Origin of the sequence: Flavobacterium panici, from assembly GCF_024499525.1 — a bacterium.
GTDB lineage: Bacteria > Bacteroidota > Bacteroidia > Flavobacteriales > Flavobacteriaceae > Flavobacterium > Flavobacterium panici.
In genome coordinates this window covers 2,568,541-2,591,677 of the sequence record NZ_CP100437.1, presented here as the reverse complement: position 1 = coordinate 2,591,677, position 23,137 = coordinate 2,568,541, and the positions used below count along the sequence as shown (strand labels likewise).

16 protein-coding genes are annotated in these 23,137 nt (G+C 32.4%); 12 read left to right on the top strand and 4 right to left on the bottom strand.

Annotated elements, in window-relative coordinates:
• The first annotated feature begins 3 nt into the window (after positions 1-3).
• The 12 genes from NLJ00_RS11185 (at position 4) to NLJ00_RS11130 (ending at position 18,738) form a co-directional block, all read left to right on the top strand.
• The gene (locus tag NLJ00_RS11185; RefSeq protein WP_256637228.1) at positions 4-5,775 is read left to right on the top strand and encodes a vWA domain-containing protein; all 5,772 of its coding nucleotides are present in this window, start codon (positions 4-6) and stop codon (positions 5,773-5,775) included.
• Positions 5,776-5,863: 88 nt separating this feature from the next.
• Complete coding sequence (locus NLJ00_RS11180) at positions 5,864-7,009, top strand: gp53-like domain-containing protein (protein ID WP_256637227.1); 1,146 nt, start codon at positions 5,864-5,866, stop codon at positions 7,007-7,009.
• A gap of 24 nt (positions 7,010-7,033) precedes the next feature.
• Positions 7,034-7,402, top strand: a complete 369-nt coding sequence (locus tag NLJ00_RS11175) for a tail fiber assembly protein (protein ID WP_256637226.1) — start codon at positions 7,034-7,036, stop codon at positions 7,400-7,402.
• Positions 7,403-7,480: 78 nt separating this feature from the next.
• A complete protein-coding gene (locus tag NLJ00_RS11170; protein WP_256637225.1) occupies positions 7,481-8,347 on the top strand; it encodes a DUF5977 domain-containing protein in 867 nt (288 codons plus the stop codon).
• 3 nt (positions 8,348-8,350) lie between these two features.
• Positions 8,351-9,505, top strand: a complete 1,155-nt coding sequence (locus NLJ00_RS11165; protein ID WP_180859457.1) for a DUF5977 domain-containing protein — start codon at positions 8,351-8,353, stop codon at positions 9,503-9,505.
• Between the two features lie 174 nt (positions 9,506-9,679).
• Positions 9,680-11,302 (top strand): beta propeller repeat protein, encoded by a 1,623-nt coding sequence (locus NLJ00_RS11160; protein ID WP_256637224.1) that lies wholly within the window; start codon positions 9,680-9,682, stop codon positions 11,300-11,302.
• A 220-nt stretch (positions 11,303-11,522) separates the two neighbouring features.
• Positions 11,523-13,259 carry a BspA family leucine-rich repeat surface protein gene (locus NLJ00_RS11155; protein ID WP_180859459.1) on the top strand — a complete coding sequence of 579 codons (1,737 nt, stop codon included), beginning with the start codon at positions 11,523-11,525 and terminating at the stop codon, positions 13,257-13,259.
• 80 nt (positions 13,260-13,339) lie between these two features.
• On the top strand, positions 13,340-13,813 hold the full coding sequence (locus NLJ00_RS11150) for a hypothetical protein (protein ID WP_256637223.1): 474 nt from the start codon (positions 13,340-13,342) through the stop codon (positions 13,811-13,813).
• Between the two features lie 3 nt (positions 13,814-13,816).
• Complete coding sequence (locus tag NLJ00_RS11145; RefSeq protein WP_256637222.1) at positions 13,817-14,563, top strand: LamG domain-containing protein; 747 nt, start codon at positions 13,817-13,819, stop codon at positions 14,561-14,563.
• A gap of 208 nt (positions 14,564-14,771) precedes the next feature.
• Complete coding sequence (locus NLJ00_RS11140) at positions 14,772-17,075, top strand: mechanosensitive ion channel family protein (protein ID WP_256637221.1); 2,304 nt, start codon at positions 14,772-14,774, stop codon at positions 17,073-17,075.
• A 741-nt stretch (positions 17,076-17,816) separates the two neighbouring features.
• The gene (locus NLJ00_RS11135; RefSeq protein WP_256637220.1) at positions 17,817-18,347 is read left to right on the top strand and encodes a hypothetical protein; all 531 of its coding nucleotides are present in this window, start codon (positions 17,817-17,819) and stop codon (positions 18,345-18,347) included.
• Positions 18,340-18,738, top strand: coding sequence for a hypothetical protein (locus NLJ00_RS11130; protein ID WP_256637219.1), 399 nt, complete (start codon positions 18,340-18,342; stop codon positions 18,736-18,738). The genes NLJ00_RS11135 and NLJ00_RS11130 overlap by 8 nt, the downstream gene beginning before the upstream one ends.
• Positions 18,739-18,906: 168 nt before the next feature.
• Here the strand turns inward: NLJ00_RS11130 and NLJ00_RS11120 are convergent, their stop codons facing one another.
• From NLJ00_RS11120 to NLJ00_RS11105, 4 genes are all read right to left on the bottom strand, one after another.
• Positions 18,907-19,878 (bottom strand): M20/M25/M40 family metallo-hydrolase, encoded by a 972-nt coding sequence (locus tag NLJ00_RS11120; protein WP_256637218.1) that lies wholly within the window; start codon positions 19,876-19,878, stop codon positions 18,907-18,909.
• Between the two features lie 152 nt (positions 19,879-20,030).
• Entirely contained in the window at positions 20,031-20,363 is a 333-nt protein-coding gene (locus NLJ00_RS11115; RefSeq protein ID WP_180859468.1) for an L-rhamnose mutarotase, read from the bottom strand.
• 17 nt (positions 20,364-20,380) lie between these two features.
• Positions 20,381-21,430 carry a sialidase family protein gene (locus tag NLJ00_RS11110; RefSeq protein WP_256637217.1) on the bottom strand — a complete coding sequence of 350 codons (1,050 nt, stop codon included), beginning with the start codon at positions 21,428-21,430 and terminating at the stop codon, positions 20,381-20,383.
• A 90-nt stretch (positions 21,431-21,520) separates the two neighbouring features.
• Positions 21,521-23,119, bottom strand: a complete 1,599-nt coding sequence (locus tag NLJ00_RS11105; protein WP_180859472.1) for a SusD/RagB family nutrient-binding outer membrane lipoprotein — start codon at positions 23,117-23,119, stop codon at positions 21,521-21,523.
• Between the last annotated feature and the right edge of the window lie 18 nt (positions 23,120-23,137).

Genomic DNA, 23,137 nt, shown 5'->3' with positions numbered 1-23,137 from the left:
AAAATGAGTTCTATAAATCTTCAGGAAAGCCAACTCTCTGGCTGCGAAAAATATATAGCAATCGTTGTTGACGAATCGGGTTCGATTAGCTCCAATGAAGCACAGCAAATTAGAGGCGGGCTGACTTCATTTATCAATTCTCACTCCCAAAGCAACATCACACTTTCATTAATCGGAATGTCTAACAGCGATACTGCTGTTAGACCCGATAATGTTATCCAGAAAAAAATTGCCGATAACAAACAGGATTTTTTAGACTGGATCACTTTATTTGGTCAAGGCAGAGTTACTGTTCAGTCTGATTATTGGGCTTCTGGTTTAAATGAAGTCAGGAATCTGGCTGTTACTCCTGATATTGTTTTTGTTGTAACAGATGGTGTTCAGGTAAACAATTCTCAATTCTTAAAAGACATATTCACAGAGTTAAACTTAAAATCACAGATTTTTGTTTATGGTGTTACAAGTGAAATTGGAAGCGAAAATGAGTTAACAACTCCATTAAATACGTTTTTGGGCAGAACGCCAAAATTAAAATCAGATAAACTTACTGCTTTAGATTCAGATTATCTTAGGGTTACTGATTTCAGCACTTTAGAGACAGAATTAAATCAACTTATTACTGATTTAAATAATGCTCAAACGGGCTGTATTTCGAATGTAAGTATTATTGAAAATAAAATTACTTATCCTGTTTTAAAGAAAGGAAAAAAAGTAAAGGAAGCAGCCGGAAGTTTAACTCTTAGAAACAAAAGCCGTGTTTCGCTTACATTAAGTGCAGGAACAAGAATTCATCAAAAAAGCAGTTTAAATGGTTTGATTTTCAGGCTTCAAAATGCTGTTACAATTCCCGGATCGGCTCAGGTTGATGCTGCGATTCTAATTGAAGGAAAACCATTAACTCTTGGAAATTCTTCGGCTCCAATTTTTCTGGACAACGTTAAAAACAATGCCGGATTCAGCATTAACTTTAATGTTGGTAAAGGATCTGCTGTAATTAATATTGATCCGTCAAAAACAAACCTGCAGTCTACTTATTTGCAAATTGCAGCAGCTGGCTCACGAGGAGTTGACAGTACAAAGGGAATTCACCTTCGCTGGATACTTGCTGGCATATTAGGAAAAAATCATCTTCCTAAAGGAGATTTATACACTGATGAGGCATCTAATTTTAATAAACCAGATGACTTCGTAAAAGTTTACAGAGCTCCTTACATCAAAAAAACTCATGTTTTAGATTTAAGTCAAAAACCAAACGTTGTTGATAATCAAAAAGCATTATGGATTTATAAACCTGCCAATTCAACGAGATCAATTTATGTTACTTTTCATAACATAACAAAATATAAATCGGTTAAACTTGCTATAGATCCGCTGGTTAATCCTGCTGATTTTATTCAGGCTTATGGAAATAATTTGATCGAAATTGAAAATAAGTCTGAATTGTTTTTTGCTGCCGAATTAAACTTTTTATCTGTAAACACTTCAAGCAGAGTAAGATTAGAAACGCTATCTGTTGCCGAAAATAATTTTATTGCAGAAAAAAAAGTTTCAAATCGTAAAACGTATTCTTCATCTAAAATAGACAATATTCGTTTGGTCTCTGAAAACGGAAAAAGTATCCGATTGAAAGCTGATAAATGTCTTTTACATTCAATAAGTTTTGAGTTTTACTCAGATTTTATCACGCAGACAAATACAACGGGAGACTGGACTTTAAAAGGAAAATATGCACTAAGTGATGACGATACTAAAGTTTTTGAACAATTAGAACCAAAGCTAAATGCCGTTCATGGAAAATGGTTAAAGTATAATGAAGACGACTATGTAAATATTGCTAATTATAAAGATAAATGGAATAGGTTGACAATTCCAACTGATGAAAGTGATAAAAACATTAAACAAATTCTTAATCAATATCTTGAATTAAGTAAAAAAGCTGATAATCCAACTGCATCTGAAATAATCAATTTTGGCGATCTTGATGCGGGAAGACCTCTAACAGAAGAAGAAAAGTTAGATGAAGATAAATTCACGAGGATATCTTATCTGGAACTCTTAAACATTGCAGCAAATGATTATCATATTGCACGTATGTTAGGCTTGGGATGTATTGATATGGATGACGAAGTTTTATCTGGAGAATTTGTTTATCTAACAGAATATACCACTTTGGGTGATTTGGATGGTGCTGGAGCAAAAGAAAGACAGCATCTTTCTATGAGTATTCCAACATCATTAAATACAGAACGTCAGTCTCTTCCTGTCCAGTTAAATAAAATTGTTCCGGGATTAAATATGGATTCTGATGAAAGTCAGACTGCAAACATTACAGATCCGGAAGGGTACAGTTTTGATGGAAAGAAAAGATATGTAAGTTTATTTATGGATGATGTCATGGATTATGACGTTAGTAAAGATGATAAAGATTTCTTTAAATCTCCTGAAGAATATGACGGAAGCACTTTTACATTTCCTGTTTACGTAGGAGTTGATTATAAAGTTGAAGAGTTGGATGACAATTGGGTTAAACCGGAATTATCACATGATTTAGAATACAAGAATGTTAATAAAAATCTTGAAGAATCGAATTATGAGTCTGTTCCTATTATTATTCCTGAATCTGGAAAATCGATTATAAATATCCGTCAGAAAGAAGTAGGCGAAAAAAATTATATCTATCAGGGATATGGTATTAATATTTTCTCCAGAGCAACAACCGGAAGACAAATAAATATTAAATCAGATATTAAACCGGCAAACAATTTAATGCCGCCAAGTAACATCAACTCGCTTTTAATTACAGACGAAAGTCCGTTAATGTTTACTTCAGCTTCTGAACAAGAACGTCTAAGCAAAATTACAGCAACTGACAAAACATTGGTTAGAATATTGTTTGATTATTACTCAGCTCAGGAATTGACAAATTATACGCTTCCTGCAGATATGTCTGCTGAAACAGCAAAAAATGACAAAAACAGCATTTATCCTGATAGTGAAGAAATATTTGCAGATCATTTTAAACTGTATTACAAAGATGGACTACCAGAAGTTGAATATGGTGCTATTGATGACATTATTGATAATGGCACAGATAATTTGACTTCAATTGTTAAAATTAAAGAATACAAAGTCTTAAGCAGTGGTCAGGAAATAAAAATTTCATTAACAGAAGACAACAAAGAAAGATATGATGGAGGAATACTGACTATTGGAGATCAAAATTATGTTGTTAAAAATATTGAAGTTATTACCAAAACAGTAGGTACTGATGTGCTCTTTGATTACGCACTAATTGAAATCTTGAAAAAAGAAGTCAGTGATAGTGTTCACGCAGATGGAGATGCCACAATAGATTCTGATCAAATTAAATCAATTCAGATGCCTGAAAACAGATTGTGTACTCTTGTACAGAATATGCAGTCATCTTGTAACTGGCATAAACCGGGAATTGATTTTAAAGTTGAATATCCAGCTTATCTTAATGAGATTCATCGTGAAGTTATTCAGCCAAAAAGTGAAAATACAAAAGATTTACAACTGGAAAAAACAAGAGGAATCTTTAAACCTGCAGTAATTGAGAGGGTTTTAGAAAAATCTTATGAAATGAATGCAGATGGGTCATATAAATTAGATGTAAACGAGGATGTTATTCCATTAGCAGAAGATGATAAGAAGCACTTGGGATTATACAAAATCACTTTTCCTGGTTTTAATTTACCTCAACATCCTCAATATAAAGCTGGAAACGAAAACTCAGTAGAATGGTTTAATGGTATTGTCCGTTTGTTTAGAAAAAGTTCTGTAAAAGCTGGAAGTACAATTCACGTAGAATCACGAAAAGAATTTAAAGTTGTTCGTGTTGAAAAAGAAGATTTAACTGGAGATTTAGTTTTAACTATAAATGATACTGACTTTAAATTGGGTAATTTCATAGATCAGACAATACATCCTGATTATGATGAAATCATTGTTGGAAATCAAGATGTAAATTATTATCCAAGTTATAGAGTTTATTTATATGCTGACGCTGCTTCTGGAATTAATGAACAAAATATTCAGCCAAGAGCAAATGAAAGTACGCATTACTCTATTTTCGGAATCAGCACACGTGCAGTAAGACCAACTTTCAAATACAAATCAAAGATTAGTATTCCTAGTCCGATGTATGCTGTTAAAATTGAAAAACCAGAAAAACCAGAAGAGGTAGAATGCAAGAGTTATTATGCTACAAGACCTGATTTTTACAATCGTTCGACTTTCACTTTTACAACAAGATATAAAAAAGACCGTAAACCTTATGGCGCATTGCATTACAGAGCCAATGAAGAAAGCTTCTTAAATGTTCTGTATGAAAGAGAAACTATAAAAACGATTCGTGAAGAACTACAAAAACTTGGCGGAAACGATGAAGTTAATTTTAGAGACAGATGGAAAAACTTTTTAAATTTTAATGAACTTGAAACAGATGGTCACTATAAAACCTTTCCGCAAAATAGTCCTGAAGGCTTTGCTTTCCCATTACCGGATAATGAAGAATTAAAAAATCTAATTAACGATTTTATTAAATGGCATAATGAAACACTACCTGGAACAATAGACGATGAAGTAGAAATCACATCGATATCAGCATTAAATCAAGTTATAATCTCTAAAGGAGTTGAAAATCCTGTTTTGGCTGTCCATTTTATTGAAGAAGCTATTCAATCCGCTTTTGTTCCCTTAACGGAAGTGCCAGTTATTTATGAACACATTAAAGGAGCAGAATATACTCCAACTAATAAAAAGCAAACTATTAAAGATAAAAATGGTCATGCCTTAAAACCAACTGACACAGATTTTGATATTGCTCCAATGATGAAAATCGTAAACGAAACTGATAATATTACACAGTTTACAGATTTTAATCTTGATGGAAATTCGCAGAGCATTTATTTCTACGCTGTTCGTGAAATGGACATTAAAATGAATTTTAGCCAATTTAGTGATCTTTTAGGGCCTGTAAAATTGGTTTCTTCAACTCCGCCTAAAATGCCGGAAATCAAGAGAATTATGCCAGTTCTTGAAAATCAGGTTTTAGGAATTAAACCTGCTATTCAGTTTGAATTAAATGCTTATCTACCAACATCCAACATTAAGAAAATTAATATCTACCGTGCTAAATCAATGCAGGAAGCACAATCGATAAGAACAATGACTCCGGTTAAAGAAATTTTAATTGATGAAGAAACTTTGTCTAATGAATTTGATAATGTCTGGACGGTTTATGACGAATTTGAAGATTTGGAATCTGTTCCGTTTGGAGATGGTCTTTTCTACCGAGTTACAGTTTCAAGAGAAATCGAATATGAAGATTCTAGTTCGACTGAATTAAACCCAATCGTTAATATTGATTATGCTCCTTCGCAGCCATCAAAAATTACGGCTACTATAATTGCAGATAATGTTTCGCCAGAATCTCCAGTATTAGAAGCTTCGGGAATCGAAACCGGAGCAAACGGAGAAATCTTTAAACCCGTAATTTTTAGCTGGGAAAAAACAGTTCATAATGGTAAATATCATTTGTATAAAATGAATAATCAAGGCAACTGGGAGAAAATTCACGAGAAAGCATCTAATGAAATTATTGTGAATTTACCTCTGCAGGAAACTAAACTGGGAACAGATCAATTAGTAATTAAAAATGAAGATGGTGAAAGAATTTACCATCACTTCAAAGTAATTTCTGAAAACTCATCAGGTATGTTCAGCAGCGAAGAAAAAATTCTAACTCTTTAAACCAAGAAATACCAATGACTAACCTCATTGGTATTTAAATCAGGTTTTATTCAACAAACATTTAAAGCAAGAAATAAAATTAAATAACATGGCAACAAGCAGAAATGACTTTCACAGCAAATTCAATAATGGAGATATTCCGTCACATGCTGATTTCGTCGAAATTTTTGACAATTTCGTTCACAGGCAAGATGACAAAGCCGATTTTCAAATGGTTGAAACTGGTACATCTAACGAACATTATATTACTCCCGCACTTTTAAGATCAGTTTTTCAAAATTCAGGAATTATTTCCGGTAACTGTTACTTCCCTTTAAAAGAGTATCGAGATGATTATACCGGCTCATTAATCGAATTAGAATACACACCTATTGAAAACAGCGTTAAAGTATTCAAAAACGGACAATTATTAGCGGAAGATGAAGATTATGTATTAGACTATGATACTGCAAAAATTACTTTCCCTGAGGGAATTATCGGCAGAAATATCGAAATAAATTATTGGTATCAGAACATGAATCCAATATTGGAAGATTCTGACTCCATTTATGGGAAATCTTCCATTCCGTTTAAAGAAAATTTTAGTGCCGATGTTTTTAGCAGTGATACTATTACGCTGCAAAACAAACCTCTAAAATACAGTGTGAAAATTTACAAAAATGGGCAGTTACTTAGAGAAGATAAAGATTATTCAATTGTTGACGGCACCAATGTCATTACGTTTTCTGAAATAATAAGCAACCGTAATATTGAAGTAGATTATTGGTTTGCAAGTTCAATATCATTGAATGATCAACAATTAAAATCAAAATATGTTGATTTAAAAACAAATCAAACTATTGATGGAAATAAAACTTTTACCGGAGATACGCAAAGTAAAAGTTTCATTAAAACTGGCGGTGCTTCTAACGAATATCTTATGGCAGATGGCTCGGTTTCTACCTCTACAGCTTCTGATTATGATGCAGGACATTCTGGTTTTGATATGTTAACAACAAGCGGTTATCAAAAACTTAGTAACGGGTTAATATTACAATGGGCTTATTTAACATCGGGCAGTGTAAGCTACAGTTTTCCTCTTGCCTGGCCAGTGGGAGCTTTTAGTGTGGTCTTATCTACTATTAGAGATTCTTCTGGGAATAAAGGTTTTAATCATGTCGCTAATCTTTCAAAAACATCATATCAGGCGATTATTGACGGTAACTATGGTTACATGTTTGCAATTGGACGCTAATCTAAAATTTAAAATAAAAAAATTATGTATAAAGGAACATACAACGAAGATGGAGAATACACAGGCTTTTATGTTGAAGGGATTCATGAAAATATTCCACAGCCAAATATTGAATTAACTACAGAAGAATGGCAGCAAGCGTTATCTAAAAATTACAAGGTAATTGATGGAAAACATACCTTTTCTGCTTTCGTACAGAACGAGGATACTATTTTAGAAAATCTAAGAACAACCAGAGATACATTGTTAACTGATAGTGACTGGACTCAACTAGGTGATTCTCCTCTTTCAAAACAGAAAAAAACAGAATGGAAAAATTACAGACAGGCATTAAGGGATTTAACCAATCTCGATGACTTAACATCTATTGTCTGGCCTACACAACCATCATAATAAAAACAATTGTTCAATGACTTTCTAATGGTTTTTAGAAAACAAAAGACAACATTATTATTTATTAAAACATAATGTATGGAAGAAAATACAACATATAAACCTTTTAATTATTTAGATAATTACACTCCTATAGAAGGTGAGGTGGTTTTTTATAATACAGAAAAAACATTAGCGGTTAAAAAGAATGATTGTTCGAAAGAAACAGCTGGAAATCTTATGACTTTAACTGCTGGTGCAAATAAATTTGTATCTACTGAAAGTATAGCAGATGCAAATGAACAAGCTGAATCATGGCTTAGAGCGAATGTACAGGCTTATGCAAACAATGAAGGGATTTGCAGTATTAGAGAAACAGCTTGGCGTGGTGTGAATCCTTCGTGCGTAATTGAACCACCAACAACCTTACAGCCTTTCGACTACATGGTTATAAGATACAAATGGGCTTTAGGTGCAGGGAAAGATCTTGACACTTTTACCGGATTTGTTAACACAGGAACTCCTTGGGATAATAAATATATGGGATATGGTCATGGCCAAGGAACTGAGTTACCAAACTACAGCAATATCTCCCAATCTTATATTATGTATGCTGGAGACAATCAAGAAAACAACGGCGTTGAGGCCTGCTTAATTAATTTCGACAAATTGTCATCTGATAATATTTCTTTAAAATCGATTCCGGTTACAATGGCTGCTGCTTGGTTTGGTCAATTTGGGAGTGGAAATATAGATATTGAGATAACGACTTTTTCAGGAGGAACTATGGAAAAACTAGGATTTGATTTTATTAACATAGACGGCTCTCAAATACAACAGTTGAATTTTTCGAAAAAGATTCCTTATCCACCTAAGTGGGTAAACGATGTAAATGAAGTTACAAACATTGGATATATAACATATAATGTAGACTCTTCAACAGCAAAAGTCGTAATAACTTATTAAAATATGGCAAATACAGGATATAAATCTTTTACTTTATTAGAAAGATACTATAAAGACGATGGTTCTTCTACGGGAGATACAAAACCAAATGTGGTAACAGATCCGGATTATATTGCACCAATTTTTGACACAACAAGCTGTCCTCAAGATGTACGATATTATAATACAGAACAAACTAAAACTGTAACAAAAAATAATTGTTCAGCAGGTGAAGCCGGTACAGAAGTCACCCTTACCGCTTATGTTAATCAGTTCGTATCTGAGATTAGTATTACTGACGCAAATAATCAAGCCATTGCCTGGCTGGAAGAAAATGCACAAGTTTATGCCAATAATTTAGGGACGTGTATACTTAATATCCCGGTTATTTCCAGCACTCTTTCAAGTGACGGAATGACTATAAATTTATCATGGATTGTCCCACATGATGATGTAAGAATTACAGGATATCAATTATATAGAACTCTTGATTTAAATGGTGATTGGTTACCATACAGATCTATAAATATTCCAGATCTAAAATCATTTTCAGATACCTCATTAGCAGCCAATACTACTTATTATTATAAGGTTGCAACAAGAAGCGCAACTGGTTTATCAACCCCAAGTAATATAACTTCTCAAACTACAGGCGATAATTCTACAGGAGGACCAGGTGGCAGCGGCGGAAGCTGTTTCGTTGAAGGCACATTGATTACGCTTCCAGATGGTTCTAAAAAAGCTATTGAGGAATTGCATCTGGAACAACTGCTTCTTTCTGCCGAAATTGAAACATTAATTGATACCAATAATGCTAATGAGTTGTATAAATGGTCTTCTGTTTCCTTGTTGGAAAGAAGAATAACATCGCCAATTACTAAATTAACGCAGAAAGATGCTTATAAAACAATAATTGTAAACGACGGATTGTTAGAGGCTACTCCAACTCACTTACAACTTATTCAACGTGATGGTTTGTGGAGATTTATCTCTCTTGGAGATATTCAGGTTGGAGATAATCTTTACACTATCAATAATGAAATCATTCCGGTTACATCAGTTAGAATTAATTTAGAGAAAAGAAGAATTTTCCCTTTAACATTAAATCCATTTCATACCTATTTCGCAAATGGAATTTTAACTCATAATTATAAAGAGGGAGAAAATCCAAATCCATAAATTAAAATTGGATTTATAGAGTCTAAAAATAATTTACTTTTTTAAATCTCTGTGATTTAAATCAAATTTTGGCAACGGAAATATCAAACAAATCCAGCTTTAATCAATTTGGGTTCAAATTTTTTAAGCTGGATTCTAAAGAAATAATAAAAATTAATTCAATCAATCATAAAAGTGGATACAAATTATAACAGAATAAAAGTAGCTGATTTAGAAAAAAATGAACGTGACAAAATCTTAACAACAAATTCTAGTGGTGAATTAGAATTTAGCGATGTCAATAATATTAAAACTGATAGTTACAATGCGTTAGATTATGTTCAGGATGGTAAATCATTAGATGCCAGGCAAGGTAAAGTTTTGAAAGATTTGATAGATAATAAAGTTGATAAAATTACAGGTAAAAGTCTTGTTTCAGATACTGAAATTACCCGACTTGCAAGTATTTCTAATTATATACATCCGGCTAATCATCCACCGAGCATAATTTCTCAAGATACTAACAATAGGTTTGTAACTGATACAGAAAAAACAAACTGGAACTCTAAACAATCCTTGTTTACCGGTGTAACAAATTTTATAGCAAAATCACTAAATCCAATAACACTAATTTCCAGCAGATTATTTGATGATGGAACTTTTTTTGGGATTGGTACGATTAGTACTCCCAGTAAAGATATAACTTTAGGAAAGCAAATTAATAGAGAGATTGGTATTGAACAATCAGATTCATCTACAAAAGGTCGTGATCTAATTATAACTGCTGGCCGTACTATCAATTATAATGACAATCCAAATTTTAACACAATAACACAAAATATAGGAAATAATGCTTTCTCAATAACAGGGCTTCAAAATAATAGTGTTTATGCTTCAAGGTATGGAGGTGATATTTATAAACAAACTGATGGACTTGGACCCTTTTCATCTACTGGCTTAGGAGCTGCTTCTAAAAGATACTCCTCGTTAACTTCTTTATATAATAATGTGTACGACGCAAGATTTGAAGGTGATATTTATATGCAAACTAATGGAACAGGGCCATTTACATCTCTAAACCAAGGCAATAAAAATTGGTTTGCTATGGGAAGTTTACCTAATAATAATGTTTATGCTGCTGTTGTTAATGGAGATGTTTATATGCAAACTAACGGTACTGGTAATTTTTTACCATTGAATCAAACCTCTAGGGCTTGGAGTGGATTAGCCGGTTCACCAACAAATAATATGTATGCTATCGTACAGTCGTTGGATGACATTTATATTCAGCTCAATGGTATGGGGAATTTTATTCCATTAGGAGTCAATAAAAGAAACTATACTGCTATTACTGTTTCATCCAATAACAATATCTATGTTGCTGTACAAAATGGAGATATCTATATGCAAACAAATGGAATCGGACCTTTTGTCGCTACTGGACAAATAAGTAGAGATTGGACTGCGCTTGGTTCTGCTCCAAATGGAAATGTATATGCAATGACAAGAAATGGTGATATTTATATGTTAGCAAATTCTGGCTTAGGGGCTTCAAATTTAGACGGTGGAACTTTAAAGTTTAAAGCAGGAACTGCAAAAGGTAATGGAAAAAGTAGAATTGAATTCATTACTGGACAAAAAACCACATCTGGGACTAATATGCAAATTGAAACTTCAAGGGCTTATATTGATGAGAATGGTTATATGATCTGGTTAAACATGCCAACTTATGCAGATAATTCTACAGCTATTGCCGCAGGTCTTCCTGTAGGATGTGAATACAAAACGGCAACTGGAGATCGTAAAATTGTTTACTAACTGCTTACTAAAATGTAAGCCTTACGTATGACGCAAGATATAAATTCCCATCATCTTATTAAATCATAATAAGAGACAAAATGATGCGATAACAGTAATAAATGCAACATACACTTATAATACAATTATTCAGAGAAAACTTTTCTATTACAATTGAAAAAGCAAATTTACTTTTTACACAAGAACCAGTACTAAAACATTTTATACTTTTTATTTCATCATGGGATCTTTATTACAAAATACAATTTTTGGAAGAACTAAAAATTCTTTCATTTCTACTTGGCGAACTTCAAATACTTCTACAGGTTCAAGTACTTCAAATCAGATAAAGCTGCCTTTAGGGTCGCAAGGAGTCTATAATTTTACAGTAGATTGGGGAGACGGAACTACAAATAATATAACTACTTGGAATCAACCACAAGTCACTCATACGTACTTTTCTGCTGGCGACTATACAATTAAAATATCAGGAATTTGTACCGGATGGTTTTTTTCAGGAGCGAATACAGATGTATTAAAGTTAATCTCTATTACAAACTGGGGAAAATTTAAACTGGGAAATGGTAATTTCTTTGGATGCGCTAATCTTACATTAAATAATGTTAGAGATGTTCTGGATTTATCACAAACTACATCTCTTAGTAATAGTTTTAGAAATTGTACATCACTAACAACTATTAATAATATTAACAAATGGGATACTTCAAACATTTACTCATTAAATATGACTTTTTATGGATGTTCATTATTTAATGATAATATTGGAGCATGGAACGTTTCTAACGTTGTTGATTTTAGTGGAACTTTCTATTTAGCTGCTGTATTTAATAACGGCAATAGTGCTGACATAAACAATTGGACCATTAAAAACAGTGGATCAGTATTAATGTCGCAAACATTTGCAAATGCCACTGCATTTAATCAGCCTATAAACAATTGGAATGTTCAGGCAGTAACTACTTTGCTAAATTTTCTTAATGGGACATCTTTTAATAAACCGCTTAATCTTTGGAATACTTCAAATGTCACTATTACTTCAGGAATGTTTGCTGAGACACCATTTAATCAAGACATAAGTAATTTTAATATGTCAAAAGTAACTAATGCATCTGTAATGTTTCGAAACAGTAATTTTAATAATGGCGGAAATCCTGGAATAAATTTATGGAACCTCGACTCTGTTACAAATATTGGTGGAATGTTCCAAAATACACCATTCAATCAAAATATTGGGGCGTGGAACGTTAGTAGTGTAATTAATTTCGCTAACATGTTTCAATTGGCTTCTGCTTTCAATAACGGTGGAAGCTCGTCCATTGGAAACTGGAATACGAGTTCAGCAACGGCCATGAATAATATGTTTCAAAATGCAATTTCATTCAATCAAAACATAGGAACATGGAATGTTATTAATGTAACTAATTTTTCTTTGATGTTTTCAACCTTTACGACACATGCATTTAATAACGGTGGCAATGATACAATTAACAATTGGATATTAAAAAATTCACAGCCTATTGTAATGACTCAAATGTTTACTAACAATAATTCATTTAACCAACCTTTAAACAATTGGGATGTCTCGGCAGTAACAAGTATGTTTCAAATGTTTTCAGGTACAAAAGTATTTAATCAACCTTTGACCAATTGGAATGTTTCATCAGTAACAAATATGTCTCAAATGTTCCTTAATGCATTAGCATTTAATCAAAATATAGGATCCTGGAATATTGGCAATGTAACTGTATTCACAGGTTTTATGAATGGTAAAAATCCATCAAATTTTTCATCTTTAAACTTAGATGCAATTTATAACGGATGGAGTACCTTACCAACTGTAAAACCAAATCTTGCTTTAGAATTTGGAACAATAAAAAGAACATCAGCATCTACTGTTGGAAAAGCAATCTTAACAGGAACGCCAAACAATTGGACAATAACAGATGGTGGAATATAAATGATATGCAATTTATTTAAATATCATCCTTCATAAAAATTTCAAAAAACTTATCTAATCACAATAAATAAAAACAAAAAATGATCACAAAAAAATATAACAGAATTAAGGTAGCCGATTTAGAAATAAATGAGCCAAACAAAACTTTAATAACTAATGGATTTGGCGAATTAGAGTTTAGCGATGGAACTGTTGTCACGACTAATAATCTTAAAACGATCAACGGAGAATCCCTTGTAGGAAGCGGAAATATCGATTTATCAAACAAACAAGATATTGCTAATCAGGTTGAAATAGCTACAAGTCAAACTATTCCTTCGTCATGGCATGGAAAAACAATCCTTTTCACAACAAGTTGTACAATTACAGTTCCTGTTTCTTTGCCAGCAAGTTTCATTTTTAACGGTATTACGCTGCCCGGAGTAAGTGTAACCTGGGCAATTACAACACCTCATACCTGGTTATTTGGAACTCCTTCTGTAACAGCTGAAAAACAAATTTTTACTTTCACAAAAAGAGGTAGTACAAATAGTATTTTATTATTAGGAGTATAAGTTATGGGAAGCTTATTACAGAATACTATTTTTGGAAAAAAATATAAATTGTTAAATAACTTAGTCGCATATTATAAATTTAATGAAAATGTTGCTGAATCTACTGGTCTATCTCCAAGTGGAACAGCGACAAATACAAACTATGTTACAGGAAAAATAGGAAGTGCAATAAATTTTCCTCTATCAAATGTAGCTTATGTTGATATTCCAAATACAGCAAACTTGAGTTTTACAGCAGGAAACGGAGCGGATATTCCGTTTTCTATTTCTTTCTGGTTTTATACATCTAATTTTTCAACAACGGGCAACTGGATTATAAATAAAAGAAATAATTCCACAGATGTTGAATGGCAAATACATTTAACCCCTTATGGAGCTGCAACATTAACTAAATTTTCAGGTGGATCAAATGCAGTTTATCAAAGTGCAATAACCTCAAATGGAATTATTGCTTTAAATAATTGGTACCATATCGTAGTTACTGATAATGGTTCAAAAATAGTTTCAGGAACTAAAATATACATTAATTCAATAAGTCAAACAATAAACGATACAAGTATTGGTCAATATTTAGGGATGAATATAGGTAACAGTATAACCAGAATCGGTGCTGCTAACTGGACTTTAGCATCAACTTTAAGACATGTTGGATATGTTGAAGAACTTGGTATTTGGAAAAACAGGGTATTAAATCAAAATGACGTTAATAAATTGTATAATTCGGGGAATGGTATATCATTTCCCTTTTAGAACTGTAAATCATTCATTTTAAATAAATGTCCTTGAGTATCAAAACTGCTCAGGGACATTTTTATTATTCATAATGAATGTACTTCATTTTATGAATTTTATCTATTACATAAAGCCATCCTTCCTAAAAAACAATTAAATTTGGACACCTTAAATCACCAAATTAATTATGAATTCAAAAAGAAATTCTTATTTATCCGCCTTACTAATGATACTTTTTTTCGTATCATTTTCTTATTCACAGACTGCAGCTTCAAAAACAGAAAACAAATCAAAATTATTTGAAGAAACCGCAACAGACAGTGACTACTTAATGTCTATCGAAAAAGCCGGCGATGTTTTGCAATCGGCTGCAAATGATGCCGAATTCGAAGGAAACACTTTTCACTTGTTTGGAGAAATTAAACGAACAGAAAGTAAACTCGATTTAATATTAGCAAGTTTAAAAGGTGCAAACCCAAATGTGCGAAATCAGCAAATGTACCGCATTGTTTTAAAAGAAATCGAACAGGAATTAAACGATCAAAATAAAGCGATAGATCACCGAAATGCAAATCTTGAAAAAATTAAAAGTAAAATTCTTGATCTGCGTAAAGATAAAACTCTTTTTACACTCATAAAAGATACCATTCGCAGAAAACAATTCAAAACAGAATTAGCCAATCTTAAAAAAAGATATCTTAAAACGGACAGCCTGATGACGAAAAATCAGGAAGTTTTAAATCTCAAAAAAAGGCTGACTGTCGAACATAAAATAGCTGTTTCAAACGCTTTAACAACTGTAGAAACAAAACTCGAAAAATCTGGAATCAGTATTCTTAAAAAAGAATATCCATCATTATGGAGCACTGATACTACAGCAAAAAAAGTAGTATCGCACAACATTAAAGCAAAAGTTATAATTGAAGAAAATGTTGCCGCTTATTACTTAAGTTACAAAGCCGGCGGATTAATTACGTTATGTTTTTTCATGGGACTTTTGGCCTGGTATATTTCACGCAATTTGAAATATTTAAAATCTAACGGTCATGCAGAAAACCTTTCTCTTTTTAATTTTAAATATTTAAACAGAGGCGTTATTTTACCTGTAATTGTTATAGGCTTAAACATTGCTATAGTTACAAATTTATATGCTCCTGCCCTATTTTTAGAACTGCTTCAGTTAGGTTCTTTAGGTGTGCTTACAATTTTATTTAAGAATGACTGGTCTGGAAAATCAATGCGCAACTGGCTATTACTTTTCGGATTATTTTTTGCACTTTGCTTCCTTGACCTTTTTATTGAAGTTGGATTGTTTCAACGCTGTTCTTTTATCATCATAAATATTCTGGGAATACGATATGGTTTAGTTCAAATTAAAAGTTTAAAAGATCAATTGTATATCAAAGGATTCTTTAAATGGGCCAGCATTATTTTTATCGGATTAAATGGATTATCAATTCTTTATAATATTTTCGGAAGAGTTTCACTTTCAAATATGTTGAGTTTAACTGCTTTTATTTCGCTGACGCAGATTGTTGCTTTAAGTGTTCTCTTGAAAATAATTCTGGAAATAATCCTTTTACAGATTTACACCACACGTATAAAACGCGGAATCGAAAAAATATTTGATTTCGAGAATGTATCTGATACACTGAAAAAACCATTTATAATTATAATCAGCTATATGTGGCTGGTTGTAATCGCTTCTAATTTAAACATTTGGGAATCGTTACGTACTTCTCTTGGAAATTTACTAAGCCGTCCAAATACGATTGGAAGTATCACTTTCACTTTAGGGAATATTGTATTGTTTTTCATTATTGTCTGGGCGGCACATTTACTACAGAATTATGTGGCTTACTTTTTTGGAGAAATTGAAGATGAAAATGAAGAAAACATCAACAAAAGACAACATTCAAAATTATTAATTACCAGACTTATTGTTTTAATTGTAGGTTATCTTTTAGCCGTTGCAGCTTCTGGAATGCCTTTAGATAAATTGAGTATTCTTTTAGGAGCATTAGGTGTCGGTGTTGGACTTGGGCTTCAAAATGTGGTCAACAATTTTGTTTCGGGAATTATTTTGATTTTTGATAAACCAATTCAAATTGGAGATGTTATTGATATTAGTTCTGAATCTGGACGAGTAAAATCAATGGGATTAAGAACAACCAAAATCAATGCTCCAAATGGTGCCGAAATTATTATCCCAAATGGTAACTTATTATCTCAAAACATCACCAACTGGACGTATACCGATAATTTTAAACTCGTAGACATTGCTATTGAAATTAGCGGCGATGCAACTCCAGAAGATATAAATGCAACTATTTTAAGTTCTCTTGAAAGTCTTCCTTTAGTAAATAATACCAAACCATCTCAGATTTATTATAATTCTATTTCTGATGGAAAATTTAAAATACAAATTAAATTCTGGTGTAGTATTTACAGAACCGAAGAAACTATAAGTACAGCTAAACAAGTTTTGTTTAGTAACTTTAAAACAAAAGGGGTGACTTTTTCGACATAGAAATTAGAAAAAATGGTTTGAATTATGCTTAAGTTTTTCAAACCATTTTTTTATTGTAAAAATTTAATTTTCTTTATTATTCAAATTAAAAAAAGATAATGGATTTTCTAGAAATAATATCTGGCAGATATATAATCGAAGTTTTAGGCGCATTTGCGAGATATATTTATTTAAATACGGCAATCTTTTTAATGACAATGATTTTATTTCATTTTCACAAATATGGTCTCCAAAAGGAAATACCAATAAAAAAAATGGTAACAGTGATTTAAATCATATGATTGGCGTTATTGTACTTGGCTCTATGATACTTTTACTTATATTTTTTACGACATAAATATTCTCCTTTTTGTTCAATATGTTAACTTATAGAACAATATTGTACAGAGGCTTTCCATAAGTTATTTTTGTTAATTTTTTTTATTAATATTTGAAGTTTTAAATTAATCATCCCTAAAAAAGAAAAAGCTTAAAAAATAAACTTCTAATGAAAGTACTGTTAATTAGGTATAAATACGGTTTTATATCATTTATTTAATTGTACATTTGCACACCCCTAAAATAAATTTTGAGAGGAGTTAAATCATTTTTAACAGAAATATATGTATTTCATCGATTATTTATAATTGATACAAATAAGTATTTTGAAATACTTATTTTGACAACAATTCGTATATTTAAATATATTTACATTGGATTTGAAGTAATTAATTATAAGTTACATAAAATCAATTTATTATTATGACACATACAAAAAAAGGCACTACTGGACTTAATCTGTTTAATAGCTATTTAGAATCACATCAAAGTTATGCTAAGAGCGAAAAAGTTAGTGATTTATACTATCATGTTAATGTAGTTGCTGAAGCTTACGACAAAGGTTTGAGCGACGGAAAAAACATTGGTAGACAAGAATTTGTTGAAAAAATAATGAAGACTTCCGCTGAAAGATTTACGGAAAAAGCTAATAATGTTTACATTTTAACTAAAACAATTCTTAACTTTTTAAGCGACAATGGGTATACAGTTGATTCATTTCATATAAACATATTCCATAAAAATCCTAAAGTAATTTTTGCCGTTAAGAATGAAATTTTACTAGAAGATAAATTTATTGAACTTGCTTATACAAAAATTCATGAGGTTAAATGTACCTTTAAAAAAACCTTCGAAAGTACATTAGATATGGGACTTATTGATGGGGAAAGTTTAGATCTACAACTGTTAAGTCAAGATGGTTTTGAATATTCAGAAGGTATTTCTAATGAGTAAAAAGAAAGATCATGGCGACAGGAATAAGAGCTTAAGTGATAAATTATTGGAAGAAAAAGTCTATTACGATTGGGCTATTACGACTGCATTTTACTCCGTTATTCATTTTGTTGAGGATATTTTACTTCCAACGGAGATAGATGGACATGAATGTAAATGTATTGCAGATGTTCGTAAAGCGTATAAAATGAATGGCAGACACGAAGCAAGAAGTCATTTAGTTATGGAAACTTTAGGTCCTATTATTGGTACTAAATACAATTGGCTTGATGATAAATCGAGATATGCAAGATATCAAACTTTCAAACTCCAACCAGCTGATGCTTTGAAAGCACAAGAATTTTTAAATTTCATACATAAACATTGTTATGCCAAAGTTGAAACAAAATAAAAAAGAGCCCTTTGGGCTCTTTTTTATTTTATATATCACTCCTCCCTCAACAAGCTCTCTAAATAAATATTTTTCTCTTTCTCAGATTCTAACAAACGCTCATAAAATTTCTTGTTTTCTTCAAGCGCCTAACAGTTTGTCAAGATTGAATATACAATGATTATTTTCCTAATCCTGCTTTATAAAAACCAATTCCTCTTCATAATCAGCAATACTTACCAAAGCATTATAAATATACTTACTCACCAAAGCACCACCTTCAAAATTAATTAAATCAATATCATCCTCGGGAGTGTGGTATTGCGGATGTCCGCCTGTGTGGAAACCTACGGCAGAAATCGAAGCTTTATAAAAAGAAACATGATCAGATCCGCCAACATCGCCTGCGAAAACAACTGGATTTAGTCCGCTGTTTTGGCCTTGTTTTTTCATTAAGTCGACTCCGTTTGGGAAAGTCCCTGCACCTCCCATATAGATTTGTTTTTCGGCATTTAATCTTCCTACCATATCCATATTCAGCATTACTTTTACGGCTTCTTTTTTGATCGGTAAATGATTTATGAAATATTTCGAACCCAATAATCCTTCTTCTTCTCCGCTGAAAGAAATAAAAATAATACTTCTTTTAGGTTTGGTTTTCAGCTTCGAAACTTCTTCCAAAATACATAACAAAGCCGAAACTCCAGAGGCATTATCATCTGCACCGTTATGAATTGCAATGGTATCTTTCTTTTTGCTTCCGGAACCACTTCCGCCCCAGCCCCAATGATCATAATGTGCGCCAATAACGATAAATTCATTTTTAAGTTTTTCGTCAGATCCTTCAATATATCCTAAAACATTTTGGGTCGAAACACTGTCTGATTTTGCTTTGTTGATTCCTTCTTTTACAAATACTTTAAAAGGCTGATAATAATTTTTATTAAATTCCTTTAATCCATATTTTTTAAAATATTTTTTGATGTAAGATGCTGCATCGTTATTTCCTTTTGTTCCAACGAAACGACCTTCTAATTTATCTGACGAAAGATATTTATCGTGTTTGTAAAATGTCTGGGCTAAGTTATCTCTTTGAGCATTTGCAATAAAGCTGAAAAGTAACAAACCGCAAACAAAGTTTATCTTTTTAAAAAATCTCATAATTATAGTTATCTAAAATTGGCACACAGATGACACGGGTTCACTTCGTGAAAACGCTGATTAAAACGGATTTTTATTTATAGAATTTTATAAAAAAAATCTGTGCCCATCCGCGCCTTTGCGAAGCAAATCCGTGTCATCTGTGTGCCAACTTATTTAAGTTCAAAAATTTTATTCATTAAAATCCATTTTTCTCCGGATTTGGCTTGCGGTAAGGCTTTTTGGAATTTCCACATTAGCGTTTCCCATTCCTGGACTTTGGGATTTTCGGCATCTTGTTTTGCTTTTTCTGTAAATGAGAAATCGTCATTGGCTTCGATAATCATAAACAAACGATCGCCAATATTGTAAATCTCTAAATTGATAATTCCAGAATCTTTGATACTTTTTTGAATTTCAGGCCAAACGTTTTTATGGTAATCAATATATTCTGCAATTAAATCCGGGTGGTTATTTAAGTCTAAGGCAAGACAGTGTTTTTGCATAATTCTGTTTTTAAAATTTATTTCAAATCAAATGTTGTATGCTTGATAAATTTTCGATTATAAGTATACAAAATATGAATCTTTTTATCTGAAGTCTGAATAATGGCCGGATAACTGAATTCTCCTTCTGGCTGGTTTTCTAAATCAAATAACTTGTTCCAATTTACACCATCTTTCGAATATTCTACATCTAAAACATTTCTTCCGTTAAACCAGTCTTTTCCCATCTTAAGCGGATTATTCACCAGTAAAAAAGATTTATTTGATAAAGTTACAGCATCAACTCCAGAATTTGAATTTACAACATTAATACTGTCTGTTTTCTGCCATGTATTTCCGTTATCTTCAGACCAAGATGAAATCAATTTATTATGTCGGCTTCGGGATAAAATCTGGATTTCTTTATCAGAATGAACTAAAAATGTGGGCTGAATAATATCAAAATTCTTCTTGTCATTAATATCGGTAATTGTCCAGCTGTCTGTCGCTTCAGTATAAGTTTCTATAAAAACTCTCCATTTATTATCGTCAACACTTTCGGTACTGCTTCCGCATAAAATAATTCCGGGAGTTGTTTCGATGGGTTTGTTCCGAATTGGACCTAAAATTCCTTTTGGAAGATATTTTGGGTTACTCCAGCTCTTTCCATCATCTTTTGAAACAATCATAGCGCCAAACCATTCTCTCGGATTTTTCCCCACTTTATAAAATAAATATAAATTTTGGCTTTTACTTTTAAACAAAACCGGATTCCAGCAGGGGAGTGTATCACCATCTTTAACTAGAGGCTCAATCAGTTTTTTTGGTGCCGACCATTTTTGTTCTTTATAAGATGAAATATAAATACTGACATCTTTTGCGCCTTCATATTTTCCGCCAAACCAAGCTGCCAGAAGTGTATTATTTTCTAATTCGACCAATGTTGAAGCATGACTGGCCGCTGTAACCGGATTTGCTGCAATATAATTTTGGGTAATATTAACTGCTTTTGGTTCATTTTTAATTGATTTACAAGCAAGAAAAACAGAAACTAATAAAACAATTGAACCGTATTTTTTTAAATTCATAATCTGACTTTTATATAAAACAAAAGGAGAGTTTCCTCTCCTTTTGAATTTTTAAGTAAAGATTGTGTGGATCTTTACTCAACCAAATAATTATTTTGTATCCCACCAAAGTTTAGTTCCTCCAGAATCAGGACCTCCAAGTTTTGAGATTCCGTCTGTAACAGCGTCTTTGTTTGAAGAATATTCGTTTGTAACATAAATGATACGTTTCATTAAGCTTTTTCCAACTCCCGGATCATTATTGTCTGTATTCAACGGCGGATAAATAACTTTTGCATCACTTCTACGTAAATCTGCCCAAGCTTCCCAAGATTCTGGGAAAATTGCCAAATACTTTTGAACTGCAATTTGAGTTCTCTGATTTGCTTCTGTAGAAGACCATGCAACAGGTAATTTTACCGGAATATCTTGTAAATCTAAAGTTGGATAAACTGTAAGTACGTTTGGTAAAGTTGGTAAAGTTGAACCTGCAATATAGCTGTTGATATCAGCAGCGTTAGTGATTCCCCATTGTTGTAAAGACAATCTAATACCTGTTTCGTACAAACTTTGAGCTGTTCCGCCCATGTTCCATCCGTTTAAAGCACCTTCTGCTCTGCTTAAATAGTTTTCAGAAGCCATGAAGATTTCGATATTTTTAGATTCGCTTACGTTTCCTGCAGCTCCGTTACCCATAATATCATTGTTGAAAGCAGAGAATTTAGTTGTTCCAAACTGATCTTCTAAACCTCCTATTGGCTGTCCTCTATAAACAGGAGTCGGAGCTGAAGCGTCAAGCGGAGCAAACCATTTTGCTAAACGAGGGTCGTTGTATCCAACCAAAATACTTTCCATAGAAGCTGTCATAGTATAACCCCAGCTGTTTACAATCATATTTAAATTGTTTGGAGTAATATTGCTCGCTTTGAAAAAAGCACTTTGATCGTTTGTCTGCATTACACCTGCAGCTACAGCAGCTTCTGCTTCTGTTTTTGCTTTTGCAGGTTCTTTATCAGAAATTCTTAAAGCTAAACGAAGTCGTAAACTGTTTCCAAAAACTCTCCATTTTGCTACACTTCCTGCATACACTCTGTCGTTTGGCTGAAACGAAGCCACAGTTGTTACAGAAGTAGAACTTAATGTCGCATTTGCTTCATTCAATAATTTAAAAAAGTCTTCGTAGATAGACTCTACGCTGTCATAAGCTACTTTTTCTTTCCCGTTTCCTGCCTCAGTGTAAGGAATTGGTCCGTAAGCATCAACCATTTGATTGTACATGAAAACTTTCCAGATTTTAAGAACTGCCAAAGCTTCAGCGTTTCCTTCAGATGCTTTAATAGCATTATTTAAAGCCGGAACTGCAACAGTGTAAAATCTTGTCCATCCACGGCCTTCGTATCCGTTTACGAATGCATTTCTCTCAGTACCATATCCACAATTTAAATATTGAATAAAAGTAGAAGATAAAATACCCGTAGCAATACCCCAGGTTCCCTGATCATCAACACCTGGTGATGAGTAAGATCCGTTATGAATACCCGCATAAAGCGCAGATGCAAATGATGGCCCCGCTAACGTAGCATCTAACTGATCCTCAGTCAATGAATTAGGATCTTTGTTTATTTCGTCAAAGTCACCAGTGCAGCTTGACAAAATAGAAACTGCCATTAATGCAACTCCTAACGTTTTTATTTTAAAACTATATTTCATGATATCTCTCTTTATTTA

What these genes read in the sequence shown, in the direction of transcription:
- NLJ00_RS11135 (WP_256637220.1), top strand. Translation starts at nt 17,817, where the DNA reads ATGACACATACAAAAAAAGGCACTACTGGACTTAATCTGTTTAATAGC.
- NLJ00_RS11115 (WP_180859468.1), bottom strand. Translation starts at nt 20,363, where the DNA reads ATGCAAAAACACTGTCTTGCCTTAGACTTAAATAACCACCCGGATTTA.
- NLJ00_RS11185 (WP_256637228.1), top strand. Translation starts at nt 4, where the DNA reads ATGAGTTCTATAAATCTTCAGGAAAGCCAACTCTCTGGCTGCGAAAAA.
- NLJ00_RS11140 (WP_256637221.1), top strand. Translation starts at nt 14,772, where the DNA reads ATGATACTTTTTTTCGTATCATTTTCTTATTCACAGACTGCAGCTTCA.
- NLJ00_RS11105 (WP_180859472.1), bottom strand. Translation starts at nt 23,119, where the DNA reads ATGAAATATAGTTTTAAAATAAAAACGTTAGGAGTTGCATTAATGGCA.
- NLJ00_RS11145 (WP_256637222.1), top strand. Translation starts at nt 13,817, where the DNA reads ATGGGAAGCTTATTACAGAATACTATTTTTGGAAAAAAATATAAATTG.
- NLJ00_RS11170 (WP_256637225.1), top strand. Translation starts at nt 7,481, where the DNA reads ATGGAAGAAAATACAACATATAAACCTTTTAATTATTTAGATAATTAC.
- NLJ00_RS11130 (WP_256637219.1), top strand. Translation starts at nt 18,340, where the DNA reads ATGAGTAAAAAGAAAGATCATGGCGACAGGAATAAGAGCTTAAGTGAT.
- NLJ00_RS11180 (WP_256637227.1), top strand. Translation starts at nt 5,864, where the DNA reads ATGGCAACAAGCAGAAATGACTTTCACAGCAAATTCAATAATGGAGAT.
- NLJ00_RS11120 (WP_256637218.1), bottom strand. Translation starts at nt 19,878, where the DNA reads ATGAGATTTTTTAAAAAGATAAACTTTGTTTGCGGTTTGTTACTTTTC.
- NLJ00_RS11150 (WP_256637223.1), top strand. Translation starts at nt 13,340, where the DNA reads ATGATCACAAAAAAATATAACAGAATTAAGGTAGCCGATTTAGAAATA.
- NLJ00_RS11165 (WP_180859457.1), top strand. Translation starts at nt 8,351, where the DNA reads ATGGCAAATACAGGATATAAATCTTTTACTTTATTAGAAAGATACTAT.
- NLJ00_RS11155 (WP_180859459.1), top strand. Translation starts at nt 11,523, where the DNA reads ATGGGATCTTTATTACAAAATACAATTTTTGGAAGAACTAAAAATTCT.
- NLJ00_RS11175 (WP_256637226.1), top strand. Translation starts at nt 7,034, where the DNA reads ATGTATAAAGGAACATACAACGAAGATGGAGAATACACAGGCTTTTAT.
- NLJ00_RS11110 (WP_256637217.1), bottom strand. Translation starts at nt 21,430, where the DNA reads ATGAATTTAAAAAAATACGGTTCAATTGTTTTATTAGTTTCTGTTTTT.